The sequence below is a fragment of the Rhodobium gokarnense genome, assembly GCF_025961475.1.
GTDB classification, from domain to species: domain Bacteria; phylum Pseudomonadota; class Alphaproteobacteria; order Rhizobiales; family Rhodobiaceae; genus Rhodobium; species Rhodobium gokarnense.
In genome coordinates this window covers 52,285-69,783 of record NZ_JAOQNS010000006.1, presented here as the reverse complement: position 1 = coordinate 69,783, position 17,499 = coordinate 52,285, and the positions used below count along the sequence as shown (strand labels likewise).

Annotated in this window: 15 protein-coding genes; 8 read left to right on the top strand and 7 right to left on the bottom strand. The window is 66.1% G+C overall.

Features of this window, described 5'->3' with window-relative positions:
* Window positions 1-114: 114 nt before the first annotated feature.
* Window positions 115-909 carry a FecR family protein gene (locus M2319_RS11920; protein ID WP_264601683.1) on the bottom strand — a complete coding sequence of 265 codons (795 nt, stop codon included), beginning with the start codon at window positions 907-909 and terminating at the stop codon, window positions 115-117.
* Between the two features lie 272 nt (window positions 910-1,181).
* Between M2319_RS11920 and M2319_RS11915 the strand changes: the two genes are divergently transcribed.
* Both M2319_RS11915 and M2319_RS11910 read left to right on the top strand, forming a co-directional pair.
* Window positions 1,182-2,309, top strand: a complete 1,128-nt coding sequence (locus tag M2319_RS11915; protein WP_264601682.1) for a hypothetical protein — start codon at window positions 1,182-1,184, stop codon at window positions 2,307-2,309.
* Window position 2,310: 1 nt separating this feature from the next.
* On the top strand, window positions 2,311-4,536 hold the full coding sequence (locus M2319_RS11910; protein ID WP_264601681.1) for a CHASE2 domain-containing protein: 2,226 nt from the start codon (window positions 2,311-2,313) through the stop codon (window positions 4,534-4,536).
* A 224-nt stretch (window positions 4,537-4,760) separates the two neighbouring features.
* Here M2319_RS11910 and M2319_RS11905 read toward each other — a convergent pair whose 3' ends face one another.
* Both M2319_RS11905 and M2319_RS11900 read right to left on the bottom strand, forming a co-directional pair.
* Window positions 4,761-5,786 carry a zinc-dependent alcohol dehydrogenase family protein gene (locus M2319_RS11905; RefSeq protein WP_264601680.1) on the bottom strand — a complete coding sequence of 342 codons (1,026 nt, stop codon included), beginning with the start codon at window positions 5,784-5,786 and terminating at the stop codon, window positions 4,761-4,763.
* A 155-nt stretch (window positions 5,787-5,941) separates the two neighbouring features.
* The gene (locus M2319_RS11900) at window positions 5,942-6,574 is read right to left on the bottom strand and encodes a glutathione S-transferase family protein (RefSeq protein ID WP_264601679.1); all 633 of its coding nucleotides are present in this window, start codon (window positions 6,572-6,574) and stop codon (window positions 5,942-5,944) included.
* Window positions 6,575-6,769: 195 nt separating this feature from the next.
* Between M2319_RS11900 and M2319_RS11895 the strand changes: the two genes are divergently transcribed.
* Together M2319_RS11895 and M2319_RS11890 are read left to right on the top strand one after the other, a co-directional pair.
* Window positions 6,770-8,077 carry an SAM-dependent methyltransferase gene (locus tag M2319_RS11895; RefSeq protein ID WP_264601678.1) on the top strand — a complete coding sequence of 436 codons (1,308 nt, stop codon included), beginning with the start codon at window positions 6,770-6,772 and terminating at the stop codon, window positions 8,075-8,077.
* Window positions 8,078-8,199: 122 nt separating this feature from the next.
* Window positions 8,200-8,892: a hypothetical protein gene (locus M2319_RS11890; RefSeq protein WP_264601677.1), complete on the top strand. Its 693-nt coding sequence runs from the start codon at window positions 8,200-8,202 to the stop codon at window positions 8,890-8,892.
* A 26-nt stretch (window positions 8,893-8,918) separates the two neighbouring features.
* On the opposite strand, the gene M2319_RS11885 is transcribed toward M2319_RS11890, so the two are convergent.
* The 3 genes from M2319_RS11885 to M2319_RS11875 all read right to left on the bottom strand — a co-directional run bounded on the left by M2319_RS11885 (window position 8,919) and on the right by M2319_RS11875 (window position 12,444).
* Entirely contained in the window at window positions 8,919-9,344 is a 426-nt protein-coding gene (locus M2319_RS11885) for a DUF2267 domain-containing protein (RefSeq protein WP_264601676.1), read from the bottom strand.
* A 50-nt stretch (window positions 9,345-9,394) separates the two neighbouring features.
* Window positions 9,395-10,378 (bottom strand): glutathione S-transferase family protein, encoded by a 984-nt coding sequence (locus M2319_RS11880; protein ID WP_264601675.1) that lies wholly within the window; start codon window positions 10,376-10,378, stop codon window positions 9,395-9,397.
* A 152-nt stretch (window positions 10,379-10,530) separates the two neighbouring features.
* Window positions 10,531-12,444, bottom strand: a complete 1,914-nt coding sequence (locus tag M2319_RS11875) for a hypothetical protein (RefSeq protein ID WP_264601674.1) — start codon at window positions 12,442-12,444, stop codon at window positions 10,531-10,533.
* A 485-nt stretch (window positions 12,445-12,929) separates the two neighbouring features.
* On the opposite strand from M2319_RS11875, the gene M2319_RS11870 reads away from it, so the two are divergent.
* From M2319_RS11870 to M2319_RS11855, 4 genes are read left to right on the top strand one after another with little or no spacing between them, the layout of a single operon-like run.
* Complete coding sequence (locus M2319_RS11870) at window positions 12,930-13,334, top strand: DUF6858 family protein (RefSeq protein WP_264601673.1); 405 nt, start codon at window positions 12,930-12,932, stop codon at window positions 13,332-13,334.
* 11 nt (window positions 13,335-13,345) lie between these two features.
* Entirely contained in the window at window positions 13,346-13,699 is a 354-nt protein-coding gene (locus tag M2319_RS11865; RefSeq protein WP_264601672.1) for a NifB/NifX family molybdenum-iron cluster-binding protein, read from the top strand.
* A 16-nt stretch (window positions 13,700-13,715) separates the two neighbouring features.
* On the top strand, window positions 13,716-15,359 hold the full coding sequence (locus M2319_RS11860; RefSeq protein ID WP_264601671.1) for a tetrathionate reductase family octaheme c-type cytochrome: 1,644 nt from the start codon (window positions 13,716-13,718) through the stop codon (window positions 15,357-15,359).
* Between the two features lie 22 nt (window positions 15,360-15,381).
* On the top strand, window positions 15,382-16,122 hold the full coding sequence (locus M2319_RS11855; RefSeq protein ID WP_264601670.1) for a cytochrome b/b6 domain-containing protein: 741 nt from the start codon (window positions 15,382-15,384) through the stop codon (window positions 16,120-16,122).
* Window positions 16,123-16,189: 67 nt separating this feature from the next.
* On the opposite strand, the gene M2319_RS11850 is transcribed toward M2319_RS11855, so the two are convergent.
* Window positions 16,190-17,443 (bottom strand): cation:proton antiporter, encoded by a 1,254-nt coding sequence (locus tag M2319_RS11850; protein WP_264601669.1) that lies wholly within the window; start codon window positions 17,441-17,443, stop codon window positions 16,190-16,192.
* Between the last annotated feature and the right edge of the window lie 56 nt (window positions 17,444-17,499).

The window sequence follows — 17,499 nt, the reverse complement described above, 5'->3', positions numbered from 1 at the left end:
CTCCCTCCTTGTCGCCCCGTGACCGGACGGCGGGTCCGGCGGGCATCTTTGCCTCACCTATAGCATGGGACGGGAGGACGAATAGGAGATATCGAGGGCGTGACGGCTGTGCGGCTAGCGCCGGCGCCGGGCTTCCACGCCGACATCGGGATCGGTGACGTCGCCGTCATTGTCGAAGAAGCGGCGGTAGTAGCGCTCTCGCTCGCGCGTCTCGATCTCGTCGACGCGGTCGCGGGCATCGGTGATGCCGTAGGGCCGGCTGCGGTCGGCGTCGAGGTGGTTGCCGAACAGCGGGAAGGAGACCTTGCCGAGGACGTTGCGCAGGGAATCGTCCCAGCGGCGCGGGCCCTCCATGCCGCCGTTCGCCCGGACGACGATGAAGCGGCCGGGCCGGACGATGCCGGTGCAGGTGCCGTCGACGCAGACGTCGACCGCGCCTTCGACGAGGATGACGATGACCTTTTCCGCCTGGACGACCAGATCGAAGATGGTGCCGCGCACGCCGATGGTCGCGAGCGGCGTCTTGACCGTGTAGCTCCGCGAGTTCGACGAGCCGGAAACGAAGCGGAACGCCCCCTTCACGGCCTCCACCGAGACCTCCTCGGCGGTGCCACCCGGATTGTAGACGAAGCGGTCGAGCACGACTTCCGATACCGGGCCGATCGAGAGGCTCGTCTCGTCGAGGAACAGGAGCTGGGCCGTGCTTTTCTCGCGGGTCGCGATGCGCTCGTTGCCGAAGACGCCGTTGCCGGGGGAGAGGGTCCGCACCTGGCTCGCCAGCGTGCCGGTGACGTCGCGCTGGATGGCCGAGGCAACGCCGATGCGGTCGGCGGCATGGGCCGTTGCCGCGGTGGCGGCCATCACACCGGCCGCAACGAGCAGCAGAAGTCTGCGTCTGACCGAAATCATTGCGTTCCGCCTTCCCTGCCCCGTTCCGCCTGCCCCGGCAGTGTTTCGTCAAGCCATCATCCGGCCTTGGCAACGTTGTCGCCCAACACCGAAGGCTTTGTCCAGCACCAGAATGCAACACTTCGCACTCAAATCCACAGGCGGTTTCCGAAACACATTGCGCGGGCGTTGTCGTTTGGTAGTTTCGCCTGAGAATTTCTTGCCGCGAACCTTGGGCCGCCGAGATGACCGCATTGACGACCACGGGGACGACCACGGGAAGCCGGAACCGCATGACACGTCTCGCCGCCCTCCTCGCCGGCACGTTCCTTCTGACCGGGATCGCGGCGCCGGTGCTCGCCGACGGGGCGATCGATCCCGGCTACGGCGCGGTGCTCGCCGATCCGACCGATCCGATGATCAACAACGCCTATGCGGCGCGGGCCGAGGCGCGCGGCGAATACCGCAAGGCACTCGCCACCTATGAGCGCGTCCTCGTCCACCATCCGGACAATGCCGAGGCGATCAGCGGCCTGATGCGCATGCGCCGGCGGCTGCAGCCGTCGACCACCCAGGTGTTCCTGGAGCTCGGCGGCGCCTACCAGTCGAACCCGCGCCAGTTTCCCTCGCCGGGCGAGACCGACGACGGCAACGCCTTTGCCGTCGTCCGTGTGCTCGATGAGCGCTCCTTCGGCACGCAGCGCTGGCGCACGATGATCGAGGGCAGCGGCGAGATCTTCGGCGACCTCGACGTCCTCAACAATTTCGCGATTTCGGCCGATACCGGCCCGCTGTTCGACCTGACGCCGACCATTGCCGTGCGCCCGGCGCTCGTCGGCGGCTATGCCTGGCTCGACGGCGACAGCTTCTTCGGCGAATTCGGCGCCTCGCTCGGCTTTGAGGGCTACCTGCAGGGCGCCCTGCAGTCGATCGAGTTGCGCGCCACCTGGCGCGACTATGCCGACCGCTGGGTCTCCGACGACGGCGCCGTCATCGACCTGCGCGGCCATTTCGGCTATGGCGGCCTCCTCGACGATGCCGATGCCATCGTCGTCAAGCCGCGGCTGCGCTGGAGCGGCGTCGACACAAGGCCCGGCGTCGTCATCCCGAGCGGTTTCGAGCCCGGCCGCTATTTCGAGGCCGGAACCCGGGTGGAATACTACTATCCGTTCGCCGAGTGGCTGCTGGCCGGCCCCAATGTCGGCCTGTTCCAGCGTTGGTTCGACAAGCCCGTCGTCGTCGGCGGCGCCGACCGGCGCGACACCTATCTCGCCCCCGGCGGGTCGGTGATCCTGCGCGACCTCGTTGCCGAGAACGTCGATTTCCGCTTCGACTACCGCTACGAGATCCAGAACTCCAACGATCCGACCCGCGACTTCGACAATCACGCGGTGGCCGGACGGGTCCTGGCCCGGTTCTGACATGGCGGCCGGTGCGCCGCGCCGGGCAAGGCGGCCGCGGCAATCGCCGGGGCTGGCGATCCTTGCGGCCGGCGTCATCGTCGCCGCAGCCTTCCTTGCCCGGGTAACGCTGCCCGACACGCTCACCAACCTGTCCAACCTCGTCTTCGATGCCTATCAGCGGGCGCTCCCCAGGGAATGGTCGCCAGAGCTTCCCGTGCGGATCGTCGACATCGACGAGGCCTCGCTGGCGCGCCTCGGCCAGTGGCCGTGGCCGCGCGACCGGTTGGCGGCGATCGCGGAATTCGCCCGCGACGCCGGCGCCGCGGCCATCGTCTTCGATTTCCTCTTCGCCGAGCCGGACCGCACCTCGCCGGAAGAGGTGCTGACGACGCTTGCCGACACGCCGGCGCGGCGCGCGCTCGCCAAGGCGCTGGAGCTTTCCGTCCCGCACGACATCTCCTTTGCCTCCGCGCTCGGCGAGACCGGCTCCGTCATTGCCGCGGCCTTGACCCAGAAGCCGGGCGGCACGCTGCCGGTGAAGGCCGGCTATGCGGTTGCCGGCGACGACCCTAAGCCGTTCATCCGCCGCTATGCGGGCGCGACGGCGCCGCTCGACGTGCTTGCCGACAACGCCAGGGGGATCGGCGCCATCAACTGGCTGCCCGACCGCGACCAGGTGATCCGCCGGGTGCCGATGGTGCTGTCCGGTCCCGACGGCTTCGTGCCGACGCTCGCAGCGGAGGCGCTCCGGGTGGCGCAGGGCGCCTCGACCTATGTGCTGCGCGCCTCCAATGCCAGCGGCGAGACCGCCTTCGGCGCGACGACCGGGCTCAACGCCATCCGCATCGGCGCCTTCGAGGTGCCGACCGATGCCAACGGCGCCGTCGTCGTGCGCTATTCGGAGCCGGCGCCGGGCCGTTATGTTCCGGCCTGGAAGATCCTCGCCGGCGAGGTCCCGGCCGAGGAACTGAAGGGGCGTATCGTCCTTGTCGGCACCAGCGCGGCGGGACTGTTCGACCTCAGGGCGACCCCGGTCGCCGCCGTCGTTCCGGGCATCGAGGTGCATGCCCAGGTGATCGAGCACATCGTCTCCGGCGGCTGGCTGGCGCGGCCCGACTGGGCGCCGGGGCTGGAGATCGTTGCCGCCGTCCTCGGCGCGCTGTTCTCCGCCGTCGTCGTCGCCAAACTGCCGGTGCGCGGTGCGCTGCCCGTGGCGCTGTCGCTCTCCGCGCTCTTCTGCCTTGCGAGTTGGTTCGCCTTCACCCGGCAGGGGCTCTTCATCGACCCGGTGTTCCCCGCCGGCACAGCGCTCGGCGCGCTCTTTGCGGCCTCGGCGACCGTGATCTTTTCCAAGGAGCGGGCGCGCCGCGAGATCCGCAACGCCTTCAGCCGCTACCTCGCCCCCGACCTCGTCGACGAGGTGGCGGCCGATCCGGCGCGGCTGAAGCTCGGCGGCGAGATGCGGGAGATGACGCTTCTGTTCTCGGACATTCGCGGCTTCACCACCCTGTCGGAGGGCATGGAGGCGGAGACGCTGACCCGCTTCCTCAATGCGTTCCTGACGCCGATGACGGACGTCATCCTGTCGCGCCGGGGCACCATCGACAAATATATGGGCGATGCGGTGATGGCGTTCTGGAACGCGCCGGTCGACGATCCGGACCATGCGAGCAACGCCTCAGGCGCCGCGCTCGACATGCTGGCCGCGCTGAAGACCTTCAACGCCGAGCACGGCGAGACCGCAAAGGTCGCCATCGGCATCGGCATCAACACGGGCGCGTGCTGCGTCGGCAATCTCGGCTCCGAACAGCGCTTCGACTATTCGGTGATCGGTGACGACGTCAACGTCGCCTCGCGGCTGGAAGGCCTCACCAAATTCTACGGCGTCCCGATCCTTGCCGGCGAGGCAACGGTCGCGGCAGCCAAGGGCTACGAATTTCTGGAACTCGACCGGGTGCGGGTGAAGGGCAAAAAGACGGCGCTGACGGTCTCGGCCCTCCTCGGGGATGCCGGCGTTGCCGCGGAGATCGACCTTGTCCGGCTCCGGGAGACGCAGGCCGCGATGCTCGCCGCCTACCGGGGACGGGCCTGGGACATCGCGCTCTCGCACCTTGCTGATCTCCCCGCCCTTTCCGCCGGCCGGCTCACCGACTATGCCGCGGCGATGGGCTACCGCATCGCGCGGCTGCGGACCGCGGCGCTCGCCGACGATTGGGATGGGGTGTTCGATCCGGAGAGCAAGTGAGGGCGCTCAAGGCCTTATGGTTCTCCGGGCCGCGGCTTGCGCACTCCGGGGCCCACCCACTCCGCGTCATTGCCGTGCTTGACACGGCAATCCATGAGGCCTTTCGGAACAATCGGTTAGGTTGTTTTTGCCGCTCGTCATCATGGACCACCGGGTCAAGCCCGGCGGTGACGCAGAGAGGATGGGTGCGGGAGAGCGCAGGTCACGAACCGTGGCAAAAGCGCTCAGCCCCCAGAATCCAAAGCAATCACGATCTTGCCGACATGGCCGCCAGCGCGCATCAGCTCGAAGGCGTCGCGGTAGCGGTCCAGCGGGAAGATCTCGTGCACCCAGGGTTTTATGCGATGGGTCGCGACCGCCGCCATCATCCGGGCCATGTCGCCGAGGGAGCCGCAGGTGACGCCCTGCAGGCGGACCTGGCGCATGACGGCGAGCGGCAGGTTGAGGGGTGCGTGGCTGCCGGAGAGGTTGCCGATGAGCGCCACCGTGCCGCCGGGCTTGACCGAGCGCATGGCGTTTTCCAGCGTCGCTGCGCCGCCGAGCTCGATTACGAGGTCGGCGCCGTCGGCATCGAGGCGCTCGCGTACCGCGCGCGACCATTCCGGCACCTCGACATAGTTGGCGGTGGCGTCGACGCCTATTTCGGAAATCCGGTCCAGCTTTTCGTTCGAGGACGACAGCACCATGGTGCGGGCGCCGGCGATCCGGGCGAACTGCGTGGCAAAGAGGGCAACGCCGCCGGTGCCTTCGACGACGACGGTGCCGCCGGGGCGGAGGTTGCCGTGTTCGACCACCGCGCACCAGGCGGTGATGCCGGCGCAGGGAAGGGTCGCGGCTTCCGCCAGCGACAGGTGATCGGGGACGGCAAAGAGCGCGCGCTCCGGAACGAGGACGTAGTCGGCACAGAAGCCGTCGCCGCCGGGCCCGCCGCGGATGGTCTTCAGGCCCAGGGCATCGGGCGGACCGTCGATCCAGCCTTCCGCGATGCCGTTGACGACCCGGTCGCCGGGGGCAAACCGCGTGACGCTCGGCCCGACGGCGTCGACGATGCCGGCGCCGTCGCAGGTCGGCACCACCGGCATTTGCTGGCGCGGATTGTAGGAGCCTTCGACCAGCAGCAAATCGCGGTAGTTGAGGGAAACGGCGCCGATGCGGACCAGCACCTCGCCGGGCCCCGGCTCCGGTTTCGCGCGCTCGGCGATGTTGAGGTTCTCAAAGCCGAAGCCGCCGTCCAGCACCAATGCGCGCATGCTATTTTCCCTTGCCCATTGATCTTCCGTCATTGCGAGCGAGCGGAGCGAGCGCGGCAATCCAGAGCGGCTCGTTCGGAGCCAGCGGCCCCTGGATCGCCGCGTCGGCCTTCGGCCTCCTCGCGATGACGCAAGTATTTGGTCCGCGCCCCCCGTCAATCCGGCATCGGGATTTCCGGCATCTGCTTCGGCACGTGGTAGCCGCGCTGGACGGCCGGGCGTTCGGCGACGGCGACGTACCAGCGCTTGACGTTCGGATAGTCGTTGAGGTCGATGCGCTGCCAGTCGAAGCGGGTCGCCCAGGGCCAGATCGAGATGTCGGCGATGGAATAGTCGCCGCAGACATAGTCGCGGCCTTCCAGGCGCTTGTCGAGGACCCGGTAGAGCCGCTCGGTCTCCGTGCCGTAGCGCTCCTCGGCATAGGGCGCCTTGCCGGGGTTGAATTCCAGGAAGTGGTGGGCCTGGCCGAGCATCGGGCCGAAACCGCCCATCTGCCACATCAGCCATTCGATGACCTCGAAGCGGCCCTTGATGTCGGTGGGCATCAGCCGGCCGGTCTTTTCGGCGAGATACATGAGGATGGCGCCCGATTCCATCAGGTGGATGCCGGTGTCGTGGTCGACGATCGCCGGGATCTTGTTGTTCGGGCTGATGGCGAGAAACTCCGGCGCGAATTGCTCGTTCGCCATAATGTTGATCGGCTTGACCGTGTAGGGCAGCCCCAGCTCCTCCAGAACGATGGAGGCCTTGCGCCCGTTCGGCGTCGTCCAGGTGTAAAGATCGATCATGATCGGCCTTTGCTGTTCGGCTTGGTCGATTGTCGAATCGGAAAAAAGAATCCGGTCGGCGGAATTTCGCGCAAACATCGTCTTTTTGACCGGCCGGATCAACCATCCGTTTTTCTGCACCTTGCGGCCCCGACCGGGACATGAAACACGGATGACCGCACGCAGCCGCCGCCAACCGCCAGGGATTCTCTTGCCATGACGCCCGCCGCCGACCGCCGCCTCGTTGCCGCACGCCGTGCGCTCGAACACCTTCGCGAGGCAGCAAGGCTCAGCCTCGATTTCGAACTGTGGGACGGCTCGACCGTGCCGGCCGACGCCGATCCGGGGAGCCTTCGGATCGCGGTCTCGGACCCGGCCGTCTTTTCCCGGCTGATCCGCGCACCGCGCATCCCGACCCTGATCGAGCTCTACGCCGCCGGCCTCGTCGACATCAAAAACGGCTCGTTCTTCGACCTTGCCGAAAAGCGGCCGGAAACGCGGACCCGCGACATTGCGAAAAAGATCAACAAGGGGCTCCTGCTGAAGGCCGCCCTCCCCTTCGCGCTGTCGTCCTCCAAACCGGGGACGGCGCCGGAGGCCCATGGCGTCGATGGGGGCACGGCGGCGACCCTGTCGCGCGGCAGCGACAAGGCGGACATCGCCCATCACTACGACGTGTCCAACGACTTCTATCGGCTCTTCCTCGACCCGGAGATGGTCTACACCTGCGCCTACTTCACCGACTGGCAGAACGACCTCGCCACCGCCCAGAAAGACAAGCTGGAGATGATCTGCCGCAAGCTCAGGCTGCAACCCGGCGAGCGGCTGCTCGATATCGGCTGCGGCTGGGGCTCGCTCATCACCTATGCGGCCGAGCACTACGGCGTCGAAGCGGTCGGCGTGACGCTGTCCGAAGAGCAGGCGGAGCTGGCCGGGCACCGGATCAAGGAGCGGGGACTGTCGGACCGGGTCTCAGTGGAACTTCGCGACTACCGGGCGCTTTCCGGCGACTTCGACAAGATCGCCTCCATCGGCATGTTCGAGCATGTCGGCATCGACAATGCAGACGGCTATTTCTCCTCGGTCCGAAAGCTGTTGAAGCCGCGCGGGCTTTACCTCCACCACGCAATCACACGGCGGGCCAAGGCGACCGACCGGCTGTTCCGGCAAAAGCGCAAGGAATACAACGCCATGGTGCGCTACATCTTCCCCGGCGCGGAGGTCGACCATATCGGCATGTCGCTGAAGGGGCTGGAGGCGAACGGCTTCGAGGTCCACGACGTGGAGGGCTGGCGCGAGCATTACGGGCGCACGACCGAGCTCTGGGCAAAGGCGCTGATGGCCAACCGCGAGGCGGCCGTTGCGATCGCCGGCGAGGCGCGCACCCGCATCTGGATCGCCTATCTGTCCGGCGTCTCCCTCGCCTTCCAGCGCGGCACGCTGCAGATCTTCCAGACCCTCGCCTCCCGCCGCGCCAAGGGCTCTGCCGGCCTGCCGCCGACGCGGGAGGATTTGTATCGGTAGACCGATTCCAGGCCGCTCGAACGCGGTTTCATATTAACTGTATCCACAACTTAAACTATACGCCTTGTACGCGTCGTGTTAGGCCCGCAGACATCGCTATTGTCCGATGCGGGAGCATAAGCATGAGTATTTTCAAGCGTGTATCTATTCTTGCCGCAATTGTTGCTTCGGCCTCGGCGCTCGCGCCCGACATGGCCTTTTCCCAGGAAACCGCGTCCGGCGGCGTTGCCCGATCGACCTACAAAGAGGATTTCAACGGTGCCGATCGCATGACCATGCTCGGCGGCCAGATCAACTTTGCCAGTACCAAGTCGAGTTGGTTCGTCTCGGTCATCGGCGGGAAGCTTATCTTCGAGAACAGGACCAATCCCAATCTCACCCACTACAACGAGATCAACTGGGTGAAATATGAGGGAACGTCCTTTTTGTCTTCCACCCACAGGGCGACCATCTCCGTCACCGTCGACGCCGCCAATGAAGGGCGCGGCGGCGCGGGCATCCTGGTCGGGAGCGCAGGCCGCGGCCACCACTGGATGTTCTGCATCGACCGGCAGGGCCGGTACTACGTCTTCACCAAGAACAGGGGCAAACTGCAGCCCGCCTTCGGCGGTCGCAGCAATGCGGTCACTCCGGACGAGCCCAATCGCGTGACCTATGAATGGCAGGACAACCGGATCGCCTTCTTCGTCAATGGCGTGGAAGTCATCCAGGTGCCCTTCGATGCCCGCAAGGGCGAGCAGGTCGGCATCGCCCTGACCGCCTTCGGGCTCGGCACCTACCGTTTCGACGACCTAGAAATTTCCAAGAAGAACTGACGCCGGTCCCTCGCATACGGCGGTTCTCAAGCGGCGGACGTCCAGAACCGCACGGCCGCGGGCCCGAGTTGCTGCAGGGTCGCCCGAAACCGCACCTCATCGACATGCCTGACAAGCGCCGCCGCGACGCGCTCGATGGCGTGTTCGGGTGCGAAATTGTGGTGTTGGCGGTGGTGGCGCACTTCCGCGTTCATGGCCAGATGGTCAGCGAAGGGCTTTTTCGGGGCCTCGGGGTCCCAGCCGGCGACGAAGATCGCGCGCAGCACGGGTGGCAGCACGCCGGCGAAGGCAAGGGCCTCGTCGGCCGTCAACCTTGCCCGGAAGACCAGCAACACGCCTTCGACCGCAGTAAAGGTCTGGTTGCGGGTGGTGAGGTCGAGTTCTTCCTTGGCGTTGCGCAGAAACGCTTCGAATTCTTCCGAGGCGTGGGCGTAGTCCATCGGCATCGGCATGGCGGCGGGCTCCGGAACCGGTTCGCCCGCCGTTCTACACCGGCCGATGCTCAGGCCGCCAGCCGGTCCCTCTCATGCGGGGCGTCGTAGTCGAGGTCCGGGCCGACGGGGACGATGCCGGTCGGGTTCAGGGTCTTGTGGCTGCCGTAGTAGTGGTTCTTGATGTGGTCGAGATGCACCGTCCCGGCGACGCCCGGCACCTGGTAGAGGTCGCGCAGATAGCCGGACAGGTTCGGATAGTCGGCGATGCGGCGGATGTTGCACTTGAAGTGGCCGACATAGACCGGATCGAAGCGCACCAGCGTGGTGAACAGGCGCCAGTCGGCCTCGGTGATCTTGTCGCCGGTCAGGTAGCGCCGGGTCGCCAGGCGCTCCTCCAGGAAATCGTGGGTTTCGAACAGCGGCCCGACGGCCTCCTCATAGGCGTCCTGGCTGGTGGCGAAGCCGGCCTTGTAGACGCCGTTGTTGACGGTGTCGTAGATGCGCTCGTTGAGGGCGTCGATCTCTTCGCGCCTGGCTTGCGGATAATAGTCGCCGAAGCGGGCGCCGACGGCGTCGAAGGCGCTGTTGAACATGCGGATGATTTCCGCCGACTCGTTGGAGACGATGGTGCCGGTCGTCTTGTCCCACAGCACCGGCACGGTGACGCGGCCGGAATAGTCCGGCTTTGCCGCCAGATAGACCTCAAAGAGCCGCTTGGCGCCGTGGATCGGGTCGGGGATGACGCCGGGTCCGTCCTCGAAGGTCCAGCCTTCCTCGCCCATGTGCCAGTTGACGACCGAAACCGTGATCATCTTTTCCAGGCCCTTGAGGGCGCGGAAGATCAGCGTGCGGTGGGCCCAGGGGCAGGCATAGGAGACGTAGAGGTGGTAGCGGTCCGGCTCGGCCCGGAAGCCCTTGTCGCCGCTCGGCCCGGGCGCGCCGTCGGCCGTCACCCAGTTGCGGAAGGGGGACTCGGAGCGCACGAAGCGGCCGCCGGTCGCGTCCGTGTCGTACCACTGATCTTTCCAGACGCCGTCAACCAGCAAACCCATGGCGCAGTCCTTTCGTTGCTCTGCCGCAAGCACATGTAAGGCAACGAGGGGCCGAGGCCATCGGTTCCGGGGTGAACAGTCTGGTTCCGTTTTGAAAAAATGCGCCGGTGCCCCGCTTACACGATGCACCGGCGGAACGGACGCGGCAGGCGTCAGACGAATTCGCTGACGTCGATGGTGAAGGTCTGGCGGCTGACGGAGCCGTCCGGCGCGCGCGCCGTCACCTCCAGGTCGACGGAGGGCTCGGCATCGGCATCGAAGGCGGCGCCGTCGGCGAGCATGACGTTGCCCTCCTCGTCGACGAAGAAGCGATCGTCGTCGACCTCGTAGCGCATGGCGCCTTCGACAGGCTCGGCCGGGGTTTCGAGGGGCTCGTCAGCGGGCGCTTCGTCGGCGGAGGCGGCGTCGAAGGACGCCGGCTCGTCGGCGGGCGTTGCGGCGGGCTCGGCCGCGGGCGTCTCGAGCGGATCGAATGCCGGTGCTTCCGGTTCCGACAGGACGGGGGCCGGCGGTTCGTCAGGAAGCGGCTCCTCAACCGCCGGCGCGCTCGCCCGCTCATTCCGGTCGCCGAAAAGGTCCGGCTCCGGGTCGGCGTAATGGGGCACCAGGGTAACGTCGGCGACGCCGTTGGCCAGTTCCGGAGCGTCGTCGTCCAGTTCGCCGATGACGAAATGGCCGTCCGGGCCGAGATAGAAATAGTATTTGCCGAATTCGTGCTCGGCTTCTTCGTCGGCGTATGTGACCGGCTCTTCGTATCCGGCCGGCTCTTCCTCCTCACGCGCCTCTATGGCCTCGTCGACAACCGGCTCGGCCTCCGCGCGTGCGACGTCGGCGAAGGCGGCATAGGGAATATCGTCGACGGGCCGTTCGACGTCCGGATCGGCCTCCTCGATGACCCGCACCAGGTCCGCCGCATCGGCGCTGGCGTCCGAGGGCTCTTCGGACCGGGAGATGCCGTCATCCGGCGCGACGGGCTCTTCAGCGCCAAGGGCGACATCTTGTTCGGATATGGCCTCTTCCGAGAAAGCTCCTTCAGCAAGGACCTCTGACGGCTCGCCCAAACCCTCGTCCGCAAGGAAGGGCTCTTCGGTGACGCCTTCGGCTTCCGCAACGTCGTCGTCGAAAGCCGGCTCTTCGGACCCGCCGTCGTCTTCGCTTGCCGACACCAGGTCGGACTGCCGCTCGTCGAATGCCGCTTCCTCCGCAGCCGTCTCCTCGCCGGCGTCTTCCCGGTTCGGGTCGCCGTGGAGCAGGGCGTCGTCCGGCGCATCCTCGGCTTCACGTTCGGACTCGCCATCGGCGCCGTAAAACGGCTCGGCGACAGGCACGGGCGCTTCCAGGATTTCGGTGGCCGGCGCGTCGGCGGCGTCCAGCTCAGCGGCGTCGATCTCGGCGACCAGCGCCGCCTGTTCGGCGTCCGGATCGCTTTCCAGCACGGCGGTCGGGCCCGGGATCTCGACCTCTTCTCCGGTCCCATCGTCGTCGACGGCGACTAGTTCGACCCGGGCCGTCTCCGGCTCCAGGGGCAGGTGATCGGCGTCGCCAACTGCGACCGCACCTGCGGGCCCATCTTCTTCGCCCGCGCCGGGCTCGGAAAACGCCGCGAGCGCGTCGGACGCGGCCTGTTCGGCAATGGCGAAGGGATCTGGCGTGAATGGATCGGAGGCGACAGGCTCGGGTTCCGGTTCGCCATCGATCCCGTCGCTTTCCGGGGCGTCGTCGGTCTCGGCGTCCTCCGCGTCCGGTTCGGCGACGCTTGCCACGTCGATCGAAATCGGCTCGTCGAAGACCTCGCCGGTGATGTCGGTGATCCGGAGGATCAGCCGGTGTTCCGGCACGGCGCGGAACGCATCCTCGGCGCCCTTCCTCACGTAAAGGACGTCGCCGGTCATCTCGAAGATGTCGGCGCCCTCGCCGACGATCTCATACGAAAAGCTCTCGCCGCCGTCGTCGGCGGCAAGTTCCGCGACCAGCAGCCGTCCGTCGGCCCCGTCATCGGGAACGCCGCTGCCTTGCGGCGCGGGATATAGCGGGTGTTCGACAGACTCTGTCTCGAACTCGGCCATGATACGCCCTCACACATACTCTGCGGGCGGCCCGGCCTGATGGGCGGCCCACGGGCTAGAGTGTGCCGCATCAGGGTAAACGAGAGTGAAACGCCAGAGTTTAATTGTTCTAATATTAGTTTTTTTGCATCTATGCGCCCGGCAGTTGCGGATTCTCAATGCGCTTTTGTCGCACCGCGCCTAGGACTCCAGAGCCGGTCCGAGGATCACCCGTCCCGTTGGACGCGCCCTTGGCTGGCAGGGGACCGCAGAAGCGAACAACGACAACGGGCAGGCCGGCGTGCCGGACGTCCAAATCACGAAAATGCGCGGTTTCCTTGAGGGAGGATGACGTCTCGCAGGCGGCGCCTGCGCCCGTCACCTGAAAGAACGTGCTGCGCGAAGACGCGATGACGGGCGCCCGGAACAACCACCGGGACCGGCAACAGGGAAGGTGTGTCCGGAACCTCTTTTCATACAACCAAAGGTTTTCGAGCAAGCACGCGATGAGACAGAAAATCATCCAGGAAAAATACCCGATCTTCGTCCTAGAGCTGCAGAAGGACGAGACCGACATGCAATCGGCCGACGACATCGTCGCCCGGCTGAAGAGCAATATCGAGGCGGACCGGGTCGCCCGCTATATCGGGGTCTTCGACCACTACAACCACACCAAGGCGCTGCCCGACGGCTCCATTGCGCCGGAGATCGAGGACGCCAAGAACATCCTGTTCTGCTTCGGCGTGGCGCTGCCGAGCGCGGAGATGCTGGCGCTCCGGCCGCGCTCCATCGGCGTTGCCGAGCTCGCCGACCGGTTCATCGTCTCGTTCCTCGAGGCGCCGATGCCGGTCGCCAACATCGCCATGGAAAACTGGGTCAGGGCGCTGCGCGCCGACCCGGTGACGGCATGAGGAGCGGACAAATGCGCATTGCCGTTACCAGCCAGAACTTTCGCACCATCACGCCGCATGCCGGCAAGACCCGGCGTTTCATGATCTTTCTCGCCGACGGGACGAACGCGCCCGTCGTCGTCGACAAGCTCGACCTGCCGAAGGACCAGAGCCTCCACGAGACCGCCTTCGACGCGCCGCACCCGATCGACGTCGTCGACGTCGTCGTCACCCAGAGCTGCGGCTCCGGGTTTCGGCGCAAGATGGACGCGCGCGGCATCCGGGTGGTCGAGACCAGCGAAACCGATCCTCACAAGGCGGCGGAAGCCGTGGCGGCCGGACGGGAGCTTCTCCCCGCCCCGCCCCACGACGACTGCAGCCACTGACAATGGAATGAGCCCGATGCGAAAGTCCGCAACCGCCCTTTGCCAGCTTGCCGCCTTCCTTTTCGCCGTAACGACGGGATCGATAGCGGCATTGGCTGCGGACGACCAGGACCACGACGGCAAGTCGGGCGGCACCGCCGACCACGCCAAGTTCGAGGAACTGAAGAAGGACTTCGCGTCGGGCCCGGAGGTCACCAAGGCCTGCCTCTCCTGCCACAACAAGGCGGGCGACCAGGTCATGCACTCGATCCACTGGAAATGGGAATTCCAGAACGAAAAGACCGGCCAGACGCTCGGCAAGAGCCACGTCATCAACGCCTTCTGCGGCAATGTGGCGGCCAACGAGCCGCGCTGCACGAGCTGCCATGTGGGCTATGGCTGGACGGACATGGCGGCCGGGCCGCCGAAGGACGAGACCAAGGTCGACTGCCTCGCCTGCCACGACCGCACCGGCACCTACACCAAGATCGCGACCGCGGCGGGAGCGGTCCCGGTCGAGCCGGTGTCGCCGACGGCCAAGACCATCACCGGCGCCAAGGCGGTCGCCCTCGACCTCGGCAAGATCGCCCGCAGCGTCGGGCTGCCGCAGCGGGAGAACTGCGGCCAGTGCCATTTCTACGGCGGCGGCGGCGACAACGTGAAACACGGCGACCTGTCGTCGGTGCTGTTTCAGCCGACCAAGGCCGTCGACGTCCACATGGACAAGGACGGGCTGAACTTTGCCTGCTCCAAATGCCATGTCAGCAACGAGCACCAGTGGGCCGGCAGCCGCTACGACGTGAAGGCGATCGACACGGTGGGTACCGGCAAGCCGGGCGCAAGGCGGGACGTTGCCACCTGCGAATCCTGCCACGGCGCCAGCCCGCACCCGATCGATACCGTTGCCGGCATCAAGCTCAACAACCACACCGGCCGGGTCGCCTGCCAGACCTGCCATATCCCATCCTTTGCCCGCGGCGGCGTTGCCACCAAGACCAAGTGGGACTGGTCGACCGCCGGCAAGCTGAAGGAGGGAGCGCCCTACCACGAGGAAGACTTCACCCAGAGCGACGGACAGCATCTGCACACCTATCTCTCGACCAAGGGCGACTTCGAGTGGGGCGAGAACGTCACGCCCTATTACGCCTGGTTCGACGGCCAGGTGCGCTACACCCTCGCCGACGAGACCATCGACCCGACGAAGACCGTGGAGATCAACCGCATCAAGGGCAGCCCCGACGATCCCAATTCGCGGATCTGGCCGTTCAAGCGGATGGAGGGGCGCCAGGCTTATGACGCCAAGCTGAACCACCTCGTCTACAACCACGTCTTCGGGCCGGAGACCGACAGCGCCTTCTGGACCAATTTCGACTGGGACAAGGCGATCAAGGCGGCGATGGAGCATGTGGGCGTGGAGTATTCCGGAGACTACGGCTTCGTCGACACGCACATGTACTGGCCGATCACCCACATGGTGGCGCCGAAGGAAGACGCGCTGGCCTGCGCCGAATGCCACGCCAGGGACGGACGGCTTGCCAGCCTTGCCGGCTTCTACATGCCGGGCCGGGACCATTTCTCCTGGCTCGACATCATCGGCTACCTGGCGATCGCCGGGGCGCTCGGCGGGGTCATCCTGCACGGGCTGGCGCGCGTCATGATGCGCGGCAGGACAAAGCATTGATCAGCAGCGGGGGAGACGCGCCATGACCGACCAGAACCACTATCACGACATCCGGGCCCAGGAAAAACCGCCGGTCATCAAGAAGAAGAACAAGGCGGGCCTGTGCCCCGGCCAGAACCACTATGTGATGATCTACACCCGCTACGAGCGGTTCTGGCACTGGTCGCAGGCAGCGCTGATCTTTGCCCTGTTCTTCACCGGGCTCAACATCCACGGCACCTTTTCGCTGATCTCGTTCAAGCTCGCCGTGACGATCCACACCTTCGCGGCGATCGCGCTGATCGTCCTTTGGATCTTCACCACCTTCTGGAATTTCACCACCGGCCAGTGGCGGCAGTACCTGTTCAAGGAAGGCATCTTCAAGATCATCCGCTTCTACGCCTACGGCATCATTGTCGGCGAGCCGCACCCCTACAAGAAGGGGCTGCAGAGGAAGCAGAACGCTTTGCAGTCGCTCGCCTACATGACCTTCATGCTGATCGTCGGACCGGCGCTGTGGTCGACCGGCATCATCTACCTGCTCTACGACCTCTGGCGCGACATGCCCTATGCCGGCGTCATCCTGCCGATCGTTGCCTTCCTGCACACGGCGGCGGCCTTCATGATCGCCATCTTCGTCATCGTCCATGTCTACATGACGACGACGGGCAAATCGGTTCTCCACTACGTCAAGACGATGATCACCGGCTATGACTGCGTGGAGCTGACAGAGGCCGAGGAGGCGTATATCCGCGAGACGCAGTCGGTTTCGATCATCGAGTGAGGGAAGTGGCCGGGCGCCCGATGTGCCACCTGCACATTGACCGACCCGAGATCCGTTCTCGACCTTTTCAGGTTTCGGGCAGTTCCGGCGCGCGGCCGACCCGTTCGGCCAGCCGGGTCACGGTCAGGCCCTGGACGACGATGGAAAACACCACGACGATATAGGTGGCCGTCAGGATCAGCGGCTTCCACTCGCCGTCGGGCAGCGACAGGGCGAGCGCGACGGATATGCCGCCCTTCAGCCCGCCCCAGGTCATGATCGGGATAATGCCCCGGCTGAAGGCCTGGAAGGGTTTCAGCATCAGCACCGGGACCGAGACGGAAGCGAGCCGGGCGACCAGCGACAGGGCGATCGCCAGGGCGCCGGAGACCAGGAAATCGACCTCGAACGCCACGGCGAAGACCTCGAACCCGATCATCAGGAAGAGGACCGCGTTGAGGATCTCGTCGATGAGCTTCCAGAAGGCCGAGACGTAGAGGCGGGTCTCCTCCGACATGCCGTAACGGGTGCCGATATCGCCGATCAGCAGCCCGGCGCAGACCGCCATGATCGGCGCGGAGACATGGAGCCAGACGGCCAGCTCGTAGCCGCCGAAGGCAAGGCCGAGGGTAATCAGAACCTCCAGCGAATAGTCGTCGATGCGGCGCATGACCCGAAACGTCAGCCAGCCGAGGACGATGCCGAGGACGGCCCCGCCGAGCGCCTCGCGCACGAACAGGATGGCCGCATCGGCAAGGCCCGAGCCATGGTTCTCACCGGAGGGAAAGGCGAGGCCGACGAGCACGAGGAAGACCACATAGCCGACGCCGTCGTTGAAGAGGCTTTCGCCGGCAATCTTCGTTTCCAGGGATTTCGGCAGCTCCGCCTCGCGCAGGACGCCGAGCACCGCGACCGGGTCGGTCGGCGAAATCAGCGCGCCGAAGACGAGGGCGACGAGCAGCGGCATGCCGGTCAGCCAGGAGAACCCGGCGCCGACGATGACGGTCGACAGGCCGACGCCGATCGTCGCCATCAACAGGATCACCAGCCAGTCCTTGCGGAGATCGGACAGCTCCACATGCAGCGCGCCGGCGAACAGCAACAGGCCGAGCATGCCCTCCAGCAGCGCCTCGGAGAATTCCAGCTCCAAAACCTGAGCCCGGATCGCCTCCTCCACCGTCAGCCCCGGGAACAGCGCGTCCGTCCCGATCACCGCGAAGGACGCGACCAGCGCGACGACCAGAATGCCGATCGCCGAGGGGAGCCGCAGAAACAGATAATTGATCGCCCCGAAAACCCCGGCGAGCACGATCAAAAGCGATGCGATCTGAAGAAGCGACATGGCGATCCTGTGGAGGTTTGCAGGACGGTCATATCATTTGCGGGGCAGGGGGACCA